This window comes from Coriobacteriia bacterium (genome assembly GCA_041658765.1).
GTDB lineage: Bacteria > Actinomycetota > Coriobacteriia > Anaerosomatales > JBAZZO01 > JBAZZO01.
In genome coordinates this window covers 60,601-80,172 of the sequence record JBAZZO010000006.1, presented here as the reverse complement: position 1 = coordinate 80,172, position 19,572 = coordinate 60,601, and the positions used below count along the sequence as shown (strand labels likewise).

At 68.3% G+C, this 19,572-nt stretch carries 14 protein-coding genes; all 14 read right to left on the bottom strand.

What is annotated here, in order from left to right; genetic code table 11:
* Nucleotides 1-25 precede the first annotated feature (25 nt).
* Entirely contained in the window at nucleotides 26-2,209 is a 2,184-nt protein-coding gene (gene acsB / locus WC971_05320) for an acetyl-CoA decarbonylase/synthase complex subunit alpha/beta (protein MFA5844235.1), read from the bottom strand.
* The gene (cooS, locus tag WC971_05315) at nucleotides 2,202-4,148 is read right to left on the bottom strand and encodes an anaerobic carbon-monoxide dehydrogenase catalytic subunit (protein MFA5844234.1); all 1,947 of its coding nucleotides are present in this window, start codon (nucleotides 4,146-4,148) and stop codon (nucleotides 2,202-2,204) included. The genes acsB and cooS overlap by 8 nt, the downstream gene beginning before the upstream one ends.
* A gap of 27 nt (nucleotides 4,149-4,175) precedes the next feature.
* Entirely contained in the window at nucleotides 4,176-5,123 is a 948-nt protein-coding gene (gene cdhD / locus WC971_05310) for a CO dehydrogenase/acetyl-CoA synthase subunit delta (protein MFA5844233.1), read from the bottom strand.
* 10 nt (nucleotides 5,124-5,133) lie between these two features.
* Complete coding sequence (gene folD, locus WC971_05305) at nucleotides 5,134-5,991, bottom strand: bifunctional methylenetetrahydrofolate dehydrogenase/methenyltetrahydrofolate cyclohydrolase FolD (GenBank protein MFA5844232.1); 858 nt, start codon at nucleotides 5,989-5,991, stop codon at nucleotides 5,134-5,136.
* Between the two features lie 38 nt (nucleotides 5,992-6,029).
* Nucleotides 6,030-6,809, bottom strand: a complete 780-nt coding sequence (locus WC971_05300) for an AAA family ATPase (GenBank protein ID MFA5844231.1) — start codon at nucleotides 6,807-6,809, stop codon at nucleotides 6,030-6,032.
* Nucleotides 6,810-8,753, bottom strand: coding sequence for an ASKHA domain-containing protein (locus WC971_05295; GenBank protein ID MFA5844230.1), 1,944 nt, complete (start codon nucleotides 8,751-8,753; stop codon nucleotides 6,810-6,812). It abuts the gene before it with no gap.
* Nucleotides 8,754-8,775: 22 nt separating this feature from the next.
* Nucleotides 8,776-10,470, bottom strand: a complete 1,695-nt coding sequence (locus WC971_05290) for a formate--tetrahydrofolate ligase (GenBank protein ID MFA5844229.1) — start codon at nucleotides 10,468-10,470, stop codon at nucleotides 8,776-8,778.
* A gap of 634 nt (nucleotides 10,471-11,104) precedes the next feature.
* Nucleotides 11,105-11,578: a hypothetical protein gene (locus WC971_05285; protein ID MFA5844228.1), complete on the bottom strand. Its 474-nt coding sequence runs from the start codon at nucleotides 11,576-11,578 to the stop codon at nucleotides 11,105-11,107.
* 13 nt (nucleotides 11,579-11,591) lie between these two features.
* A complete protein-coding gene (locus tag WC971_05280) occupies nucleotides 11,592-11,780 on the bottom strand; it encodes a hypothetical protein (protein ID MFA5844227.1) in 189 nt (62 codons plus the stop codon).
* On the bottom strand, nucleotides 11,777-12,175 hold the full coding sequence (locus tag WC971_05275; protein ID MFA5844226.1) for a phage holin family protein: 399 nt from the start codon (nucleotides 12,173-12,175) through the stop codon (nucleotides 11,777-11,779). The genes WC971_05280 and WC971_05275 overlap by 4 nt, the downstream gene beginning before the upstream one ends.
* An 81-nt stretch (nucleotides 12,176-12,256) precedes the next feature.
* On the bottom strand, nucleotides 12,257-12,694 hold the full coding sequence (locus WC971_05270) for a septal ring lytic transglycosylase RlpA family protein (protein MFA5844225.1): 438 nt from the start codon (nucleotides 12,692-12,694) through the stop codon (nucleotides 12,257-12,259).
* Nucleotides 12,695-13,128: 434 nt separating this feature from the next.
* On the bottom strand, nucleotides 13,129-15,912 hold the full coding sequence (locus WC971_05265) for a UPF0182 family protein (GenBank protein ID MFA5844224.1): 2,784 nt from the start codon (nucleotides 15,910-15,912) through the stop codon (nucleotides 13,129-13,131).
* 14 nt (nucleotides 15,913-15,926) lie between these two features.
* Nucleotides 15,927-17,360, bottom strand: coding sequence for an HD-GYP domain-containing protein (locus tag WC971_05260; GenBank protein MFA5844223.1), 1,434 nt, complete (start codon nucleotides 17,358-17,360; stop codon nucleotides 15,927-15,929).
* Nucleotides 17,357-19,519 (bottom strand): HEAT repeat domain-containing protein, encoded by a 2,163-nt coding sequence (locus tag WC971_05255; GenBank protein ID MFA5844222.1) that lies wholly within the window; start codon nucleotides 19,517-19,519, stop codon nucleotides 17,357-17,359. Before WC971_05255 ends, WC971_05260 begins: the two co-directional genes overlap by 4 nt.
* Nucleotides 19,520-19,572 lie beyond the last annotated feature (53 nt).

Genomic DNA, 19,572 nt, shown 5'->3' with positions numbered 1-19,572 from the left:
GCTCACTCCTTTTGCTGCTCGCGCCCTAGAAGAGCGGGTCCATGGAAAGGGCGGGGTGGTTCACGCTCGTGAGGAACTCGAGCACGGCGTCCTCGGTCTCGGCGATGGTCTCGTCACAGATCTTGTCGAGGAAGCCGGGATCGCCCATCTCCTCCATGCGGGGCTTGAGAGAGGACGCTATCGTCTCCTTGAGCTCCTTGGGCATCCAGACCACGCGCGACAGGCCGCCCTCGGCGTAGAGGAGCTTGCGGCTCGTAAGGTATCCGCGGCCCACGCCCATGAAGCCCGGCGCCTGCACTCCGCCGCCGATCATGCCGGCGAGCGTGGAGAACTTCATGCCCGACGGGGTCATGCCGGCGAACTCCCTGTTCACGATCATCACGCCGTTGCACATCGGCAGGAGGGCGATGATGCACATGAAGCAGCCGCAGCTCGTCATCGGGTCGGTCATGAGGGAGTAGCAGCTCATCCTCTCGATCGTGCGGCCCGACTTCTCCCAGATGAACTCGTTGACCCCGGACCACTGACCGAGGCGCTCCTCGAGGAGCGCGCCCTTCGTGATGGGCTGGTTGGGGCCGGTGGGCTTGAGTTCGTTGCTCGCCTTGGCGTCGAGCCAGTTGTAGGCGCCGCACAGGCCGAGACGCTCGGGCGTCACCACGCAGAGATGGTTGGGCGCGAAGCTCTGGCACAGCGAGCACGAGTAGAAGACGTCGACGGTGTCGTCGTTGAGGCCCGCCATCCGCTCGTCGCGTACGTCGTAGATCGCGCGCGCCTCGACGATCATCTCGTCGACCTTGGCCTGCTCGGTGTAGATCGTGACCTGCACCTTGTCGACGATGGCGTCGAACTCGTCGAGCAGCTTGGCGTGCAGGAGGTCGCCGAGGTGGTGGAACCGGAAACCCTTCTCCTTCGCCGCCTTGCTGATGCGCAGCCAGATCAGGTCGCGCTGCCCCATGTGGAGAACGCCCTCCGCGAAGTTCATGAGGTGGTGAAACTGGCGCTCGATGACCGGCTCGAAGTCGGACTGCATCTTGCGGCCGGCCACGTCCACGACGATGCCGAGCGGGACGAGCGCGCCCTCTTCGAGTTCGTCGAGCTCCGGCCCGATGACCTCGATCCTGCCGTCCGTGACCTCGGCAGCGTCGCGGGTGCGCAGAAGTTCGAAGGCGGTGCTCTTCTGGCCGCCGGCCTCGGCATGGGTGTCCTCGCGGCGCACGCGCTCGCCCTCGAACGCGGGACCGTAGCTCACCGGGATGGGCATGTCGATGACCTTGATCTTCAGACCGCGGACCTCGACGGCCTTCTGCACGAGCTCGTCGCAGCCGATGTTGGACACCACGTGCTCGTAGGTGCACACGCCGGTGGGCAGGATCTGCGGGATGTCGCTCGTGGCTATGGTCGGGAAGCCGTAGCTGATGGCGCCGGCCGCGGTCGCGTACCACTCGTCGGTGACCTCTCCGAGCGCGAGCACGAACGCGAAGACGCGGCTCTTGTTGTAGGCCAGGATGCGCTCGTAGTCGCCCGGCTGGACGCCGCCGAACGCCATGGCGGCACGGGTGGCGAAGCCGACGGAGTAGATCTGGCTGTAGACCTCCTTGCCGAACGGGACGAGACGGGAGTCCCATCCGAGCTGGATGTCCTCGGCGGCGAGTTGCTCTCCGAACGCGACACCGCCGTCGTGACCGGCCATGAAGACGTAGAGCATCTTCTCCTGCATCTCCCGGGCGAGTCTGACCGCGGTCGCGTTGTCGGGAGCGGCGCCGACCACGGCGGCGAAACCGGGAGCCGAGCCGTCGACGAACTCGACGCCCTTGGCGCGCATGATGACGTCGTCCGCGGCGCCGAGCCACAGGTCGGTCACCGGGGGCGGATCGTCGGTGACGTAGGTCATGGCCTCGATGCACTCCTCGGCCAGCAGCGTGGCGATGCCGGCGTCGAGCGTGCCTCCGAGGTAGGGCAGCCACAGGTGCTCCGAGGGGGCCTCGGGAAGAAGGTCGCGCGCGATGGCGAGTACGCGGTCCATGTCCGAGAGCTTCTCGACCTTCTCGCCCGTCAAACCGTAGACGACGGGGAGGTAGTAGGCGGTGTTGGGGAACTCGACAGCGTGCTCGGCGCCGTGCGCCTCCTTGACCTTTGCGAGCGTGGCCTCGGCCTTGCCGACGATGCTGTGAGCGCCGCGGATCGCGGCGGAGGCGATGATCTTAGACACTGAGTTCCCTCCTCATGTCCATGTCGAACAGGACGCGTTCGGCGGCCACATCGATCTTGAGCGCTTTGCGCGCGGCGTCGATGAGGTCGAGTGTGGCGACGACCATGTCCTGCGGTTCGGTGATGAAGCGAAGGCTGCCCCCGTAGCGCTCGGTCCAGCCCGAGATCATGTACTCGGTGACGATCGGACTGTTCGCGACCGGAGAGCCCACGCCGCCGAAGATGACGTGGACCCCAGAGGCCACGGCATATGTGGCGATCTCGAGCGCCTTCTCCGAGAACCATTCGGGCGAGAGCCCCACCGCGGGCAGACCCGCGATGTCGTCGCCGAGTCCCCCGGTCGCCGCGACGTCGGCGAGGACTGTGAGGATGCGCGAGTTGTCGACGCACGAGCCCATGTGCAGGACCGGCGGGATGCCCACGGTCTCGCAGACCTCCCGCAGCGTCTCGCCCGCGAACTCCATCGTCTCGGGGGTGAGCAGGCCATGCTTGCCGCTCGTGATCGCGGCGCAGCCGGTCACCACGACGAGCACGTTGTTGGCGATGAGCTCGCGCACCACGTTGACGACCGCGTAGTCCTGGACGGCACGCGGGTTCGAGCAGCCCACGACCGCCGCCACGCCGCGGATCCTGCCGTTGACGATGTTCTCGTTCAGCGGCGTGAGCGAAGCGCGCATCTTGCCGCCGAGCATGTAGCGGATGTACTCGTGGCTGAAGCCGGCGACTATCGGCTCGGACACGTGAGGGATGTGCGTGTCCTTGCGGTTCGGGAAGTTCTCGATCGCGGCGCGGACGATGGCTCGCGCGGCCTCCATGGGCTTGTGCTCGTCGACGACGATGTGCTCGGAGTCGCCGACGCGCGCCTTCGGACTCGAGGAGATGAGCTTGGTGTGGAAGTGCGAGGCGACCTCGTTCAGGCCCTGGAAGATGCACTGCACGTCGACGACCATCGCTTCGACGGCGCCCGTCAGGACTGCGAGCTCCTGCTGGAGCATGTTGCCCGCGGGCGGGACGCCCTTGCGCATGAGCGACTCGTTGGCGGTGCAGCAGATGCCGGCGATGTTGATGCCCTTGGCGCCCACCGACTCGGCCAGCGCGATCATCTCCGCTTCGTGCGCGACGTCGATGATCATCGAGGCGAGCAGCGGCTCGTGACCGTGGATGAGGATGTTCACCTTCTCCTCGGAGAGAACGCCGAGGTTGGCGGAGGAGCGCAACGCCTGCGGGGTCCCATAGAGGATGTCCTGCAGGTCGGTGGCGAGCATCGAACCGCCCCAGCCGCTCGCGAGCGCGCACTTCACGGCTCCGTCGAGCAGGGTCAGGTGGTTCTGGTCGGTACCGGCCGCCGTGCGGTGCATCGCCTCGACCACCTCGCGGTCGACGCCGCGCGGCACCACGCCGTACTTGCGCCACAGGTCCTGGCGCTTCTTCGGTGCGCGACCGATGTAGACCAGCTCGCCGGTCTGCTGGCCGAACTGCGCTAGGGCGCAGTCGGCCACTTCGAGCGCGAGCTGGCTCACGTCCTTGCCGGCGATGTCGATACCCATGTACCCGGCGACCTTGGCCAGCTTGATGGTGTCGGCGATGGAGCCGCCCTCGATCTCTCCGGTGGCGATCCCGCGCAGTGCCAGAGCGACTTCGCGACCGTGATCCGAGTGCGCGGAGGCCCCTGCTGCGACCTGCCGCACGAAGTTGCGCGCGGCGATCGTCTCGCGATCGGCGCCGCAGACGCCGCGTTCGTGCTTGCCGATGAGGCGACACGGTCCCATCGCGCACAGCTTGCAGCATCCCCCGGTCGCACCGGTCGAGCACGGCTTGATGGAGCGCGACCGCGAGAACGCCGTCTCTATCCCGAGGTCGTCGGCGATCTTGAGCATCTGGGCCGTTGTCGGATCGATGCTGTATTCGTCGGACTCGGTGGCGGTGGATTCGTCGGACATCGGGCTCACCTTCTCCTTGCGGATGCGCTACTGGTCTAGCAGCGTGTCCATCGCCGTGCGGACGGTCGCCACCGCTTCGGGGTGGCGCATCACGAGTACGTCGGCACCGGCGAGAGCCAGCGTGACGGCGGTCGTCGTCTCCCATAGGACTCCGCGCTTGGAGGCGTCGCCCCAGGCCGGTTCGTCCTCCTCGGTGGCGCGAGCCTCTTTCGAGCGCCACGCCTCCTTGCCCAGGTTGCAGATCATCGGCATCTGCGTCATGTCGTCGTTCTGGCTCAGGGCGGCCAGACGCAACCGCTCCATGACCGTGTACGCATACTCGACCCCGTAACCGACCGCGCCGACCGACGGGTCGACGAGTATGCGCTCGGCGGGCAGGCCCATCTGGGTCATGAGGATGTTCAGCTGCTTCGCCATGTTGACGTCGATGGGCGTCGAAGCGATGACCGCGTGGCCGTAGCCCATGGCCGCTGCCGTGATGGGCTTGTAGTTGTCCTCGGTGGCCGGACCGATGGCGATGACGGTCCCGGTGACCGCTTCGGCCACCTTCTTGAGGACCTCGCCGTCCTTCTCCGAGTTGCCCGAGCCGTACACCACGACGGGGACACCGACCGCAGCCACGACGGCCTTGACGGTCTCGGCGGCCTCGTCGGGAGAACGATCCGCTCCGTTGGGGTCGGTACCGGCGAGTTGGACGCACACCATGTCGGCGCCCCAGTCGTCGACGCAGGCGCGGGCCCACGCGACCGGGTCCGAGATCACGGCGCCGAGCGCGTCGGTCAGCGTCGCCGACCAGCCGTCGGGGACGAGGTCGAAGACCTCCATCGCGATGCGCGGCCGGTTCGGCATCGCGCCGTCGAACAGGTAGAACGGCAGCGCGGACTCTCCGCCCACGGTCACGGCTCCGGCACCTGCGCCGAGCGTCACCTCACGGATGCTGCCGGTCGGCCTCTCGACCGGATCCTGGTACGTCACTTCACGCCTCCTACTCCGAGTCCGCGACTCTGGCGGCGGACTTGACGGTGTTCTCGAGCAGCATGGCTATCGTCATCGGACCCACGCCCCCGGGGACCGGGGTGATCGCGGAGGCCCGTTCCTTGGCGGTCTCGAACTCGACGTCTCCCACGAGACGGCCGTCCTCGGTGCGGTTCATCCCGATGTCGATGACCACGGCGCCCTCGCGGATCCAATCGCCCTTGATCATCTCCGCTCGGCCGATGGCGACGATGACGACGTCGGCCGAGCGCACATGGCCCGCCAGGTCGCGTGTTCGCGAGTGGCACGTCGTGACGGTGGCGTTGCGCGCGAGCGCGAGCAGCGCGGCGGGCTTGCCGACGTTGTTGCTGCGCCCGACGACCACCACGTCCTTGCCGGTGAGGTCCACCCCGGACTCTTCGAGCAGGACCATCACGCCTGCCGGCGTGCACGACACGAACGTGTCCTTGCCGACCACGAGCCGGCCGATGCTCTCGGGGTGGAAGCCGTCGACGTCCTTGTCCAGACCGATCGCCTCGATCACCACGTCCTCGTCGAGATGGGCGGGGAGCGGGAACTGCACGAGGATGCCGTGGACGTCGCCACGGCCGTTCAGCTCGCGCACGAGCGCGAGCAGTTCCTCTTGCGTGGTGGTCTGTGGAAGCTCGTACTGGAACGAGCGGATGCCCACTTCGTCGCAAGCCTTGTGCTTGTTGCGGACGTAGATCTGCGAAGCGGGGTCCTCGCCGACGATGACGACCGCCAGACCCGGCGTCACGCCGCGCGCGACGAGCTCGCGCACGTGCTCCGCTACGGCTGCGCGCCGCTTCGCCGCGATAGCCTTCCCGTCGATGATCGTTGCAGTCACGTCCGTTCCCTCCCTGATCGGTACCGGCACTCGCGGGGTCAGACGCTCGCGCCGGAGAGGACGGGCACCGCACGGGTGACCATCTCCTTGACGGCGGCGAGCGACGGAGAGTCGTCGGGCAGGTCGAACAGGCCCGTGCCGAGCAGATCACAGCGGGTCACGCCGTCATCGCTGGGGACGGTGCCGAGCAGAGGGATGCCAGTGGCCGCGACGGCCTCCAGGAGCACGGGGTCGAGCGGCTCTTGGGCGCGATCGACGACGAGGTAGCGCGCGCCAACGGCTATCCCGAGCTCGCCGGCGAGCTCGTCGAGCGTACGGGCGGTGCGGATGCCGCGCACGCTCGGGTCGGCGATGAGGAGCAGCAGGTCGACGTTGCGCGTGGTCCGCCGCGAGAGGTGCTCGAGACCGGCTTCGTTGTCCATGATCACGTACTCATAACTGCGCGACAGGTCGTCCATGCATGCTCGCACGAGATTGTTCGCGTAGCAGTAGCATCCCGAGCCTTCGGGACGGCCCATCGAGAGCAGGTCGCACTCGGTCGACTCGACCACGTAGCGGTTCACGTTGAGCTCGAGCCACGTCTCCTTGTCCATGCCTCCCGGACGGTTGTCGTCGGCGAGCCGGAGCATCTCCTCGGTTATGTCGCCCACGGACCGCTCCACCTCCAGCCCGAGCGCCTCGTGAAGACACGCATTGGGGTCGGCGTCCACCGCGAGTACGGAACGCGCGCCCAGCTCGCGCAGGGCGCGCACGAGCAGCGCCGCCATGGTCGTCTTGCCGGTCCCGCCCTTGCCGGCAAGCGCGATGGTGAAGGCCATCTAGCTCACCCCCCGAACACCGGAACGCTGCGCTCGGAGCGCCTCCGTGCGCGGGAACGCCGACAGGTCCGTGTGCGGCAGGAAGAGAGCCGAGACGTAGTGGTCCATGAAGCCGGCGTTCACCGAGAGCTCGAGGTAGGTCATCATCTCGGCGACCGAGCGCGCCTGCTCGAGCATCTCCCGCGAACGGACGCACAGCGTGGCGCCGAGCAGAGAACCGTTGCCGAGGAACACGAAGTCGCCCGGGTCCATCTCGGGCACCATGCCCAAGGCGGTGACGCGCTCCAGGTCCAGGTAGTGGCCGAAGCCTCCCGCGACCACGACCTCGCTGATGTCGCCGATGGTCACGTCAAGGCTCTCGATCAGAACGCAGATGCCCGCGTAGATGGCGGCCTTCGCGCGCATGAGGTTGTCGATGTCGACCTCACCCAGGGTGATGGCGTGGCCGGTCCCCGAGTCGCCGGCGTGGACGAGCACGTACTCGCGCCCGTGTTCCCCGTCGCGGATGCGGCCGCCGTCGGGCTCCACGGCGAACTTGCCCGTACGGTCGATCGCACCGCATAGGAAGAGGTCGCACACCGTGTCGATGAGCCCGCTGCCGCAGATGCCGATAGGGCTGGCCGAGCCGATCGTCATGATCGAGGGCTCGAGCGTCGCCGGGTCGATGCGTACCTGCTCGATGGCCCCTTCCGCGGCGCGCATCCCGTGTCGGATGCCTCCGCCCTCGAACGCGGGACCTGCCGAGCACGAACACGACACCAGCCATTCGCTGTTGCCGAGCACGATCTCGCCGTTCGTCCCCACGTCGATGAAGAGCGTCAGCTTGTCGCGCCAAGGGATACCCGCCGCGACGACGCCGGCCACGACGTCGCCGCCGAGCCAACTCGCCGGGCACGGCAGCGGCACGACGCGGGTAGCGGCCGAACCCGGGAGCCCGAGGGAGCGCGCCCGCACCCACGGGAAGGACGACGCGGGAGGGACGTAGGGCGATGTGCGGATGCTCGCGGGCGAGATGCCGAGCAGCAGGTGCGTCATGACGGTGTTGCCGGCGGTGACGTACGACACGAGGTCTTCCGGGTCGGCCCCGGCCTCCTCGAAGCACAGCGCGATGAGATCCGACACGCTCTTGATGGCGAGACCGTGCAGCTCCTCCAGACCCTCCTCGCTGTCGGCGGCGATGACCCGGGTGATGACATCTTCGCCTCGCGAGACCTGCGCGTTGTATGCTGCGTGTCTGGCCACCACATGGCCGGTCACGACGTCGATCAGCGCTACCTCCACGGTCGTCGTGCCGATGTCCACCGCCGCCGAGAACTGCCGCGCGCTCGTATCTCCCGCGTGGAACCCGGAGATGCACGGTCCCGCCTCGCACGGCTCGGCGACGAACGCCGTGACCGTCCAGCCGCCCTCGCGGGCGAGCGAGGGCAGGCGCCGCAGGGCGTCGAGCGAGATCGTCGCGCCGCGCACGCCGTAGCCCCGGCGCAACGCCTGGCGCACGCGGGTGGCATCGGCGGCGTTGTCGGTCAGATCGGGTTCCTGCAGATCGAGCGCGGCCTTGAAGATGGGCGCGTGCAGCTTGATCGGCGGAAGCCGGACCGCATGGTCCTCCGCCGACAGCACGGTGTTGACGAGCCGCCGCCCGGCGCCATGAACGGGTGCGGCCCCCGGCAACGACTCGATGGGGATGCGCACCGCGACGTCTTCCGTCACCGACGAGAGACAGGCGAGCACGTAGCCCTTCTCGACCTGCTCGGTGGTCAGCTTCGTCGACGACGACCCGTCGACCTTGCCGTGCTCGACGACCATCCGGCACTTGCCGCACGTGCCGTCGCCACCGCACGAAGCGCTCACACCCACGTCCGCCATCATGGCGGCGCGAAGGAGACTCTCACCTGACGAGACGGTGAGGGTCACTCCATCGGGCATGAACGTCACTCGCGGCATCGCCGGTCTGCCTCCGCCCGTGCTAGAACAGCCCGACGACGTTGCCGTCGGCGTCGAGGTCGATGTTGTCGCCTGCGGGGGTCTTCGGGAGTCCCGGCATGGTACGCATGTCGCCACACAGCGGGTAGAGGAACCCGGCGCCGACGCTGGCTCGGATGTCGCGGATCGGCAGGCGCCAGCCGGTGGGCCGGCCCTTGAGCGTCGGATCGTGCGACAGCGACAGGTGGGTCTTCGCCATGCAGATCGGCAGGCTGCCGTAGCCGAGATCGGTGTAGAGCCTGATCTTGGCCTCGGCGGCGGGCAGGTAATCCACACCGTCCGCGCGATAGATCTCGCGGGCGATGGTCTCGATCTTCTCCTTGATCGAGGCGTCGTCCGGGTAGAGCAACTTGAACTCCTTGGGCATCTCGCATGCAGCGACGACGGCCGTCGCGAGTTCCTCGCCTCCCGCCCCACCGCCCGCGTGGACCTTGTGCGTGACGGCGGAATCGGCGCCCGCACAGAGCGCGCGCTCCTTGATGAAGGCGTGCTCGGCCTCCGTGTCGGTGGGGAAGTGGTTGACCGCGACCACCACCGGTACGCCGAACTTCTTCATGTTCTCGACGTGGACCTCGAGGTTGACGATGCCTTCGGCGATCGAGTCGAGGTCCTCGGTCAACAGCCGGGCGTCCAACGGCTTGCCGGGGATGACCTGGAACTTGCCCGATGCGGCCTTGAGAGCGCGCACGGTCGCGACGATGACCACGCAGTCGGGAACGAGCCCCGAAGCGCGGCACTTGATGTTCATGAACTTCTCGGCGCCCATGTCGGCGCCGAAACCGGACTCCGTCACCACATAGTCCGCGATCCTGAGTGCGATCTTGTCGGCGATGATGGAGTTGTTGCCCTGCGCGATGTTGGCGAAGGGGCCGGCGTGCACGAGTACCGCGCCGCCCTCCAGGTTCTGCATCAGGTTCGGCTTGACGGCGTCCCGCATCAACACCGCCATCGCTCCCGCGCATTTCAGGTCCTCGGCGGTGACGGGCTGGCCCGAGCGGTCGGTGCCGATGACGATGCGGCCCAGGCGCGCGCGAAGGTCCCCGAGGTCGGTCGCCATCGCCAGGATCGCCATGACCTCGCTCGCGACCGAGATGTCCCAGCCGGTCTCGCGAGGCGGACCGTCCAGCTTCCCGCCGAGGCCGACGACCACGTTGCGGAGCGCGCGATCGTTGAGGTCCACCACCCGCCGCCATGTGATCGAGTAGGGATCGATGTCGAGGACGTTGCCGTGGTGGAGGTGGTTGTCGATGTAGGCGGCGAGCAGGTTGTTGGCCATCGTGACGGCGTGGACGTCGCCGGTCAGGTGGAGGTTGAAGTCCTCCATCGGGATGACCTGCGAGTAGCCGCCACCGGCCGCACCGCCTTTGATGCCGAAGACCGGACCCAGCGACGGCTGCCGGATGCAGGTGATGACGTTCTTGCCGATATGCTTCAGCGCCTGACCGAGGCCGACCGTGGTGACCGTCTTGCCCTCGCCCAGCGGCGTAGGGTTGATCGCGGTCACATCGATGTAGCGGCCCTGGGGACGGTCGGCCAACGAGCCGAGGACGTCGAGCGCTATCTTCGCCTTGAACTTGCCGTACATCTCGAGATGGTCCTCCGAGATGCCGATCTCGGCAGCGACTTCGGTGATGGGCCGCAAGGTCGCTTCCTGGGCGATCTCCAGATCCGACTTCATCTACTCACGCTCCTCGTGTTCCCTCGCCCTGCTGGCCGATCCGGCCGGTGCGCGGATCTTCGTCCATCGGAGTCACACATACCCTACGCGGGATGCCCGAGCAGGGGTCGCGGGGATGGGGATGCTACTCTTCGGGTCCTGCGGGATCGTCCGATCGTGACGTGAGCGCCTCGAAGCGCTCCTCGCCCAGGCACTCTCTGGCGTGCTGACACCACACTATGCAGCTAGGTGCTTGCTCCTTGACCACCGTCGCGCCGCACGAGGGACAACGTCGGCGCCCTTCGTCGGAGAACAACTCGACCTCTCCGCCGCACCGTGGGCACTTGTAGATACCGGCGGTCAGAGACCTGCCGTCGTTCCCAGGACACCTGGAAGTCCCTGTCGGCATCTCCTCAGCCTCCGAATCGCGGGTGCGGCAGGGTCGCGGGAACGACGATCGGCCGGAACCCGTTCGGTGGTTCGAGGCTATCCGGAGGCGCGAACGCATGATAGAGACATCCCGCCACTGGCGGGGCAATCCCGGCGAGCGGTGCGTCCCGCTCCGCAGGCGGCGCGGCTTCGAGCAACGTCCACGGCGCGACGGCGGGCCTCGCGATGGCCCTGGAGCGTGCCGCGAAGATGAGGCGAGGGGCGTCTATGCCGGCATCGCGGTCGGCGCGGCGCGTAGCGCCCGCAGCCGAACGGCCTCAGCGGTGACGTCGAATGGCGCCTTGCCCCTGAGCAGATGGTCCATCACGCGGTCTGCGGCCTTCACGGCGCCGAGGCAGACGAGGTCGTCGTCGTACTCGAGGCTCACGCGGAAGAAGCCTCGGCCGTCCCGCTCGAAGTCCCACTCGGTCTCGCCTTTGAGCGAGCGCGGCGATCCGGCGAGCGCCATCATCTCCATCACCACGTGCTCGAACAGGTGCGCGATCTCGGTGTCCTCGAGTTCCTCGCGGAAAGTCGCGCACGCGCCGTTGTCGCAGCGGTGACGAGCGAGTCCGGGGAGAAGCTCCAGCACCTTCTCGGGAAGCTCTCCGACAGCGGACGTGCGCAACGGCTCGCCGCCCTCCACGCGAACGACGACGTCGACCCGGTCCTCGTGCACGGTGATGCTGTCGACACGCATGCGGATCCCCCCGTCAGCGCCGTCGCGCGCCCAGCATGTATGCCGCCGAGACCAGCACCACGGCGGCCACGGCGGCGATGCCGATGGTCCGCGAGAGACGCTCGGTCGTCAGGCGGCGGAACTCCTCTTCGGAGAGCTCTCGGACGCGCTCGGCCTTGCGGCGCAGTTCATCGAGGGTGATGGCGGGCGCTTCGGACGTCACTTCTGCATCATCCTCACCTTGATCGCGACGAAAACGAGCGAGCCCACGAGGTAGACCCCACCGATGAGAAGCAGCGCCCACGCGTAACCGATGGCCTGCCCGAGCAGCATGAAGAGGCCCACCGCCACGAACATCAGGCCGAAGACGGCGAGACACCCCGCGGCGGAAGCGGCCGCCAGGGTGAGGCCGAGGCGCTGGATCGGTTTGACGACCTTCTCCCGGACCAGGGCCTCCGCCTCCTGGCGCAGCCAGTCGACGAACGTCTGGAGAAGGTCCGCCGCCGCGTCGATGACACCCGAGACGCCGTCGCGCTTCGGCGCGTCGGCAGCCGGCGCCGGCTGCGGTCCGCTGCTCGCGCTCTCGGTCTTCGACGCCTTGGGGCCGCGTCTCGGCATCGTCTTAGGTCCTCCCTCTCATCACGACGGCCCGAATGGGACCGCCGGATACGAAGATACCCTAAAACGCGGGGCGAGAGCCTACCGGCCCAGGATGCGGAAGCGCACCCTTCCCACTCCCGAGAAACGCAGCCTGCGAGCGACGCCCGGCCCGAGGTCGAACTCCCGTCCTCCGACGTAGGGACCGCGGTCCTGCACGACGGCGACCGTCGTCTGGCCCCGGTATGCGAACTGGATGCGTGTACCGAACGGCAGGTACCGGTGGGCGACGACCATGCTCGCCCGCGTCAAGCGCCCGCCACCGGCCATCGAGCGGCCGTAGAAGCCGGGGCCATACCACGAGACGCGCGCGGCGTCCCAGCGGACGGCGCGCGTCGCGGGCCTGGGGGCCGTGACGGCTTGCGCCGTCGCCGGGGTGAGCGTGCCGCTCGCGAGGAGCATCGCCGTCACCAGCGCGAGAGCGCCGGCGGACCGGGCGAGTGAGCGGCCAGGCCGGGGTGGATCGTTACGTACCTTCACACATGACCTCCACGATCGGGTGCAGGACTGGCGGCGACCCGGGGGCATGCCTCGACAAAGGCATAGTCTTAGACAGCGGAGGTGGTTCTGGGTGGGCTCGATCGCTGCCTCGGCCCCGGTCCCGAAAGGGCGATGCGCCGCCTTCGGCCGGAGAACGCGAGTATGCGTTTCGGCGTGCGGACCCTTTGCCGGACGCGGTCGGCGGCTCTTCTTCGCTTCCCCTGTCTGGGGACGCGGCCACCGGTTCCCGTGACTCGGCTTCTCGTCGTCGCACCCGCCGCGCTGGTCCGTGCGCTCTCGGCCTTCGAAGACCTCGAGCACGCATGCGGGCACCTTGCAGGAAGGCTTTGAAACCTCACAAAGCCTAGCAGAAAGCGGGCCGACCGGCTATCCGGCCAGGTCAGGGTATATGTATGGCGCTCGGCCCGAGGCCCTTAGGGAGTGGCTGTCGCGGCCGCCGAACCCGTCATCTTCGAGAGGACGCGTCCCAGTTCCTCGATGTAGCGGCCGTACGCCGCCCAATCGCCCGAGCGCTGCGCGGCGAGCGCCTTCTCGTAGAGGGAGCGCGCGGTCGCGAGGTCGCCGGCGGGCGTCGCGGTCCCCGTGCTCGCATTCCCCGCCGTCTGGCCGCCGCTCGAGAGCTCGGTCCCCGCCGGAGCGGTGCCGAAGACCTTGGCGAGCGCGGTCGCGAGGTCGGGCTCCATCGCCACGCGGTCGGCGAAGACGACGAGCACACGGGTGAGCTCTGGCATCGCGGTCTTCTCCGCCTGCAGGTAGAGCGGTTGGATGAAGAGGAGCGACTGGTCCATCGGGAGGACGAGCATGTTGCCGAAGAGGACGCTGCTCCCGCGCTGGTTCCAGAGCGTGAGCTGCTGCGAGATGACCGGGTCCTGGTTGATCCTAGCGGAGACCTGCTCGGGGCCGAGGACGAGCTTCTGCTTCGGGAAGGTGTAGACGACACGCCGCCCGTAGTCGGACGGATCGGCCTTCGCCGCCATCCAGCCGATCATGTTGTCCTTGTTCCGCGGCGTGAACGGGAGCATGAGCATGAACGTCTCATCGCTCTCCCCGGGCAGGCGCATGAGCACGTAGAACGGCGCCATCGCGCCGTCGGCGGAGTTCTCGCCCGGTATCGCCCACGAGTCCTCCTTGTTGTAGAAGACCTGCGGGTCGCGCATGTGGTAGGTCTTGTAGATCTCGGCCTGCACGCGGAAGAGGTCCTCCGGGTAGCGCAGATGGGCGCGCACGCCCGCGGGCATCTTCGCCGCGTCGGCGAAGAGCGTCGGGAACACCGCGCGCCAAGCGCGCAGCACGGGGTCCTTCTCGTCGAACGCGTAGAGCGTCGTCGTGCCGTCGAACGCGTCGACCGTGACCTTCACCGAGTTGCGGATGTAGTTCACGTCGCCGCCGGTACGCTGCGAGTAAGGGTAGTACGACGAAGTCGTGTACCCGTCGAGTATCCACACGACGTGCCCGTCGACGACCGAGGCGTACGGGTCGGAGTCGAGCGCGAGCCATGGGGCGAGCGCGCCGACCCGTTCGGTCAGGGCGCGGCGCAGCAGGACTTTGCTCTCGGGTGTCACATACGAGGAGAAGAGCAGCTGGGGCGCGCCGAAGCGCAACGCGAAGGCGATGCGGCGCGAAAGACCGCCTATCGGGATGCCGGCCTTGCCGGCGTAGGAGGCGTTGGCGTTGCGATCGCCCAAGGGGTAGTCGAACTCCTTGATCCCCGTCGGCGCGATCGCGTATTCGCCCTCCTCCTCGCCGAAGTAGATCGCGGGCTGCGTCACGTGCAGGTCCGTGGTCGTCGTCGGAGGGATGTCGCGCACGATGAAGCGGGGCAGCCCGGTCGGGCTCACCTCGTTCACGGGGCTCACGACGACGCCGTAGCCGTGCGTGTAGACGAGGTGCTGGTTCACCCACGTCTTCGCCTGTTCGGCGAGCTGCCCGACGTTCATCTCGCGCACGGAGACGAGCACCTCCTGGCGCGTGCCGTCGATGCGGTAGCGGTCGATGTCGACGTCCTTGAAGTCGTAGTACGGGCGGATCTCCTGCAACTGCTTGTACGACTGGACGACGATGCTCGGATCCCAGAGGCGCACGTTGTCGACCGTCTGGCGGTTCGCGGCGAGGTCGCTCGCCGTCAGGCTCTCGGCTGCCGCGAAGGGCCGCACCTCGATAGCTTCAAGGTCGTACGCCTTCCGGGTGCCCTCGATGTTGCGCTTGATGTACGGCGCCTCGGCGGCGACCTCGTTCGGGGTGACGCGGAACTGCTGGATGATGGCGGGATAGATGCCGCCGACGATGATCGACGCGCCGACCCAGAGGCCGATCGCGGCGGCCGGCAGCCGCCAGCCCTTGAACCGGATGTTCACCAGCAGCGCGAGCCCCGACAGGACCGCGATGACGATGAGGATGCGAAGCGCCGGCATCTGCGCGTGGACGTCGGTGAAGGAGGCCCCCAGCACCTGGCCTCGCGGAGAGAAGTTCAGGCCGAACATGTCGAGCCAGTAGCCGAAACCCTTCACGAGCACGATCAATCCAGCCAGCACCGACAGGTGCGCCTTCACGTGCGGGTCGAACCCGCGAAGCCGGTCCCCCGGGCGGATAGCGCCGTCGAGCAGGTGCACCGCCGCCGTCACGACGAGCGCGAGCACGAACGCGGAGAGCAGCCAGCTCTCCGCCGCGCGCAATGCGGGGTATGTGAACACGTAGAAACCGATATCGCGCCCGAACTGCGGATCGGTCGCGCCGAACGGCACGCGTGCGAGCGCGAGACGGAAGACGTGCCAGCGCGCCGCCATGGGCGTCCCCGCGGCGAGCGCGAGCAGGGCACATCCGGCGAGTAGGCCCCGGTCGATCCACGGGTCGAGACGCTGCTTGAGCTCGGCGAACGTGAGTTGGAGCCGTATCGGCACGTCGCCGACGGTCAGCGGCGTCTCGGGTTCGAGCAGCCGCAGGTCGATCCTCGGGGCGAGAGAGCGTGCGATGCGCACGTTGACGAAGAGCAGGGCGAACATCACGACCGTGAAGATGGTACCGATCGCCCAGCGGCTCGAGAGCGTCGTCCAGAAGACGGCCTCCTGCCCCATCTCACGGAACCACAGGATGTCGGTGAAGAACGTCGCCACCCCCGTCGATGCTACGAGCACGACGAAGATCGCGATCGCGACGACCGCGAGAACGGGCCTTGCTCCATCGGAACGACTGCGTGCCACGGGACCTCCTCGGATCACAGGTACTCTTCGACATCGACGTTGATGGCATCTTCGTCCAGACAGCGCTCGACCGAGCGCCCCGATCCCTCGTCGGCGAGCGACACGTCGAACGGGTCGATCATGACTCCCGCCGCGTCGGCGAAGACGCGGACGGTCGGACGGGCCACGTCACGCTCGTCGGGGGCGAGAACGACCGCCGTCTCGCCGGTCGTCAGGCGCACGACGGCCCGCGGCGGGTAGATTCCCATGATCCGCACGAACGATCGCACCAGCGCGGGATCGAATGCCGAACCGGCGTTGCGGAGCAGGATCGACATCGCCTCGTCCTGGAGCCTCGCCGCGGAATACGCCCTTCGCGAGGTCATGGCGTCGTATGCGTCGGCGATCGCCACGATGCGGCTCGCGAGATGCTGCCGGCGCTCCGGCTTCCGAGCGGGGTAGCCGGTGAGGTCGAAGCGCATATGGTGCTCGAGAGCGACGACGACGGACGAACGATCGAGGCCCGGGATGGAGGCCGCCGTCTCGGCGCCGAGTACGGGATGGCGTCGCACGTCCGCCCACTCATGAGACGTGAGTGCGCCGGGCTTGTTCAGGATCTCGAGGTCGACGGTCATCTTCCCGATGTCGTGGAGGAGCGACCCCACGCCGAGCGAGGAGAGGAACCGCAGGTCGTGTGTGATCGCCGATCCGACGGCGAGCGAGAGGACGGAGACATTCACCGAGTGGTAGAACGTGTACTCGTCGTGGTCCTTCAGTCCCGACAGCTCCAGCATCGCGAACCGGTTCGACAGGACATTCTCGACGAGGCTGCGCGCGACCCCCCTGATACGCCCGGCCCCCAGCGATTCCTGCCGCTGGATGACACGCTCCAGTTCGCGCATGAGGTCCAGGGCGGCGCTGTAGGCCCGGCGGGCCGGACCGCGTCCAGGGACGGCGTCCGTCTCCTCTTCGCTCTCCTTCTCCACGATGGTCACCGTCGCGAACGTCACGTGAGGAAGGTCCGCGACGGCGACGGCACGTTCGAGCCCGCCGGCACGCAGCACCTCTCCCACCTCGAGCGAGAGCACCCGCACCGCTCGCTCGAGCTCGGACTCGTCGAGGCCCGCCCGGAAGGTGACGCTGCCCGCGCCGATACTCATCATGTCCCGGATGAGCTGGTCGAACATCACGCTGTCTTCCGGAAGGAGCTGATCGCCCAGGAGCAGCTCGTCCTCGAAGAAGGTGAGCGGGACGTCGGCCCCCTCGGCGTGGAACGCGCGGATGGTGGCCATGAGACCGGCGAGCGCCTCGCCGACCGCGGGATGGTCCGACGGGTAGAAGCGGATCATGCGGCGCGCGTTGTAGAGGCGCGCGAGAAGCTCGCGCACGCGAGCGACCTGCCTGGCTGAGAAGACGGCGCCGAAAGCTCCGTCCGTGGGGTCGCCCGAGCGGATCCCGCCCGCGCTCACAGCGGCGCACCCCCTCGACCGCGCAACGCGGCGAGGGCGGCTTCGGCCGCCGCGCGCAGCTCGCGCGCTTTCGCCGCGCCGCGCAGCGCGCGCGCGTGCAGGATCGCCTCGAGCGCGGGCACCGCCGCGGGATCGCCGATCGAACCGAGAGCGCCTATCGCCTCGATACGCGGTCCCCCGTCGCGGCTGCCGCGGCCTTCGCCCTTCGCCACTTCCGCGAGCGCGGCCGTCGCACCACGCACGGTGCCCTTGCCCAGGTAGCGCGCAGCCAGCTGCACGTTCTGCGCGTCCTCGTCAGCCAGCGCCGCGACGAGCATCTGGTCGGCCAGCCGATCGTCGATCCCGGCGAGCGCCCGGATCGTCTCCCTGCGTACGCGCGCGTCCGCATGGCGCAGCGTCCGCCCAAGGTGTGGCAGCGCCTTGGCGCTGCGGGTCTTCGCGAGGATGCCGATGACGTTCCGCACGAAGTACCATCGCGGGTCGGCGACTCGCTCGCCGAGATCGTCGACGAACCCGTCCGCCATCGACGCGACGAGGTCGACGATGGTCTTGCGCGCCGCCCGGTCCTCCTCGTCCGCGAGGACCTCCAGCAACGGGGAGATCGCATGACGACCTAGGACGTCGAGAAGGCGATGGCATGCGGCGTACTCGTCGGAGCCGGGCCGGAAGACACGCATCGCGTCCGCGATCGTCCGCACCGCCTTCGGCTGCGCGAGCTTCACGAGCGCGTTCTCGACCCGCGTCCTCCGCCGCTCGTCGAACGCGGGATCGGACGCCGCGGCCGCGAGCGCCTCCGCCGCGTCGGCGGCCACATCGAGGTCGGCGCGCTCTAGCAGGAGTCCGAGGTTGTCCTCGATGGTGGACATCACCGTCGAGAACGCATCCGGCCGGGTCTCGATCGTCGCGAGCGTCACGAAGGCTCCCAGGATGTCCCCGTCCGTGATCCCGACGCGAGCCTCTTCGCGAAGAGCCTCGGTCTCGGGGTCGCCGGGGTCGTCCGGGCCCACGGCCGCCGGCGCCAGGTCGAGAAGACGCAGTACGGTGTCTTCCGGACGCTCCTCGTCGGGACGCAGACGCTCCCGGACTTTCAGCCGGGTCGGCGCCACCCCCTCGAGCACGTGCGCGACGAAGCCGGGGTCACAGCCCGCGTCCTCGAGCGACGCCTGCGTGCGCGCCACGACGTCGGAACGTTCGACTTCGGAGACGAGTGCGAGTGTGCGGATCGCGCGGCACATCGCCTCACTCTCCGCATCCTCGGCCACGCCGCAGGTGACGATCGCCTGCAGGGCCGCGTCCACGCCGATCTGGCGCACGAGATCGGCGAGCGCTTCGTCGTTGCGCGCGTCGGGGAGCACCGCGTCGCGGAGCACGCCTCGGAGCGCGTCGGGAGGAAGGTCGAGGACCGCGTCGGCGAGCGAGCGCAGCAGAGAGGGCTGGTCGGAGGGGACCTCGCGCGCCGTCACGTGCGCGAGCGCGGCCACGCGTTCCGCGACGCCCTCGTCCGGCCGTTCGCCGCGACCCGTTAGGAACTCACGCAAGAAGGCCGCGACCACCGCCGGTTCCTCGATGACGCGCACGAGCAGCCGCTGGTCGCGGGGTCGGCGGACGTACGCGACGGAGAGCGCGTGGTCGATGCGCTCGGCGTCCGGAGGCCAAGGCTCGCCGGAGCGTGTCGCTCCCTCCCCGGCCTGCGGGATCTCGGTGTCCACCAGCCGAGCGCTCAAATCCTTCACCGTGACGCAGTCCACCTGCAGGTCCCACAGCATCGTCTCGAAGCCCCCGGCCGCGGCGATCTCGTCAGGGGCGTATCGGAGCACGCCTAGGAAGCGCGCGATCTCCTGGGGGGTGACTCCTGAATGGAAGCGGAACTCGGCGAGGTTGCGGGAGAAGAACTCGCGCGCGAAGGCCGTGTACGTCGGCTGTCCCGGGTACACGGGAACGCCCTCGAAGACGAGCGCGTCCTTGGTGACGCCGAAGCTCACATCGGGCCCGCGTTCCAGGATCCCGTGGAGCATGACCGCGGCGGCCTGGGCGTTCTCGAGAGGGATGTTGCTCGAGAGAGGGTAGAGCTTGACCGCCTTGCACGTCACGAGAAGCTGCTTGACGAACCGCTGGATGGACGACGGCGCGCCGCTCGATCTGCTCGCTCGAGCGGTCACCCTATCCCCTCCTCCCCACTGCTCGAAAGCCACCTACATTGTGACACACGCCC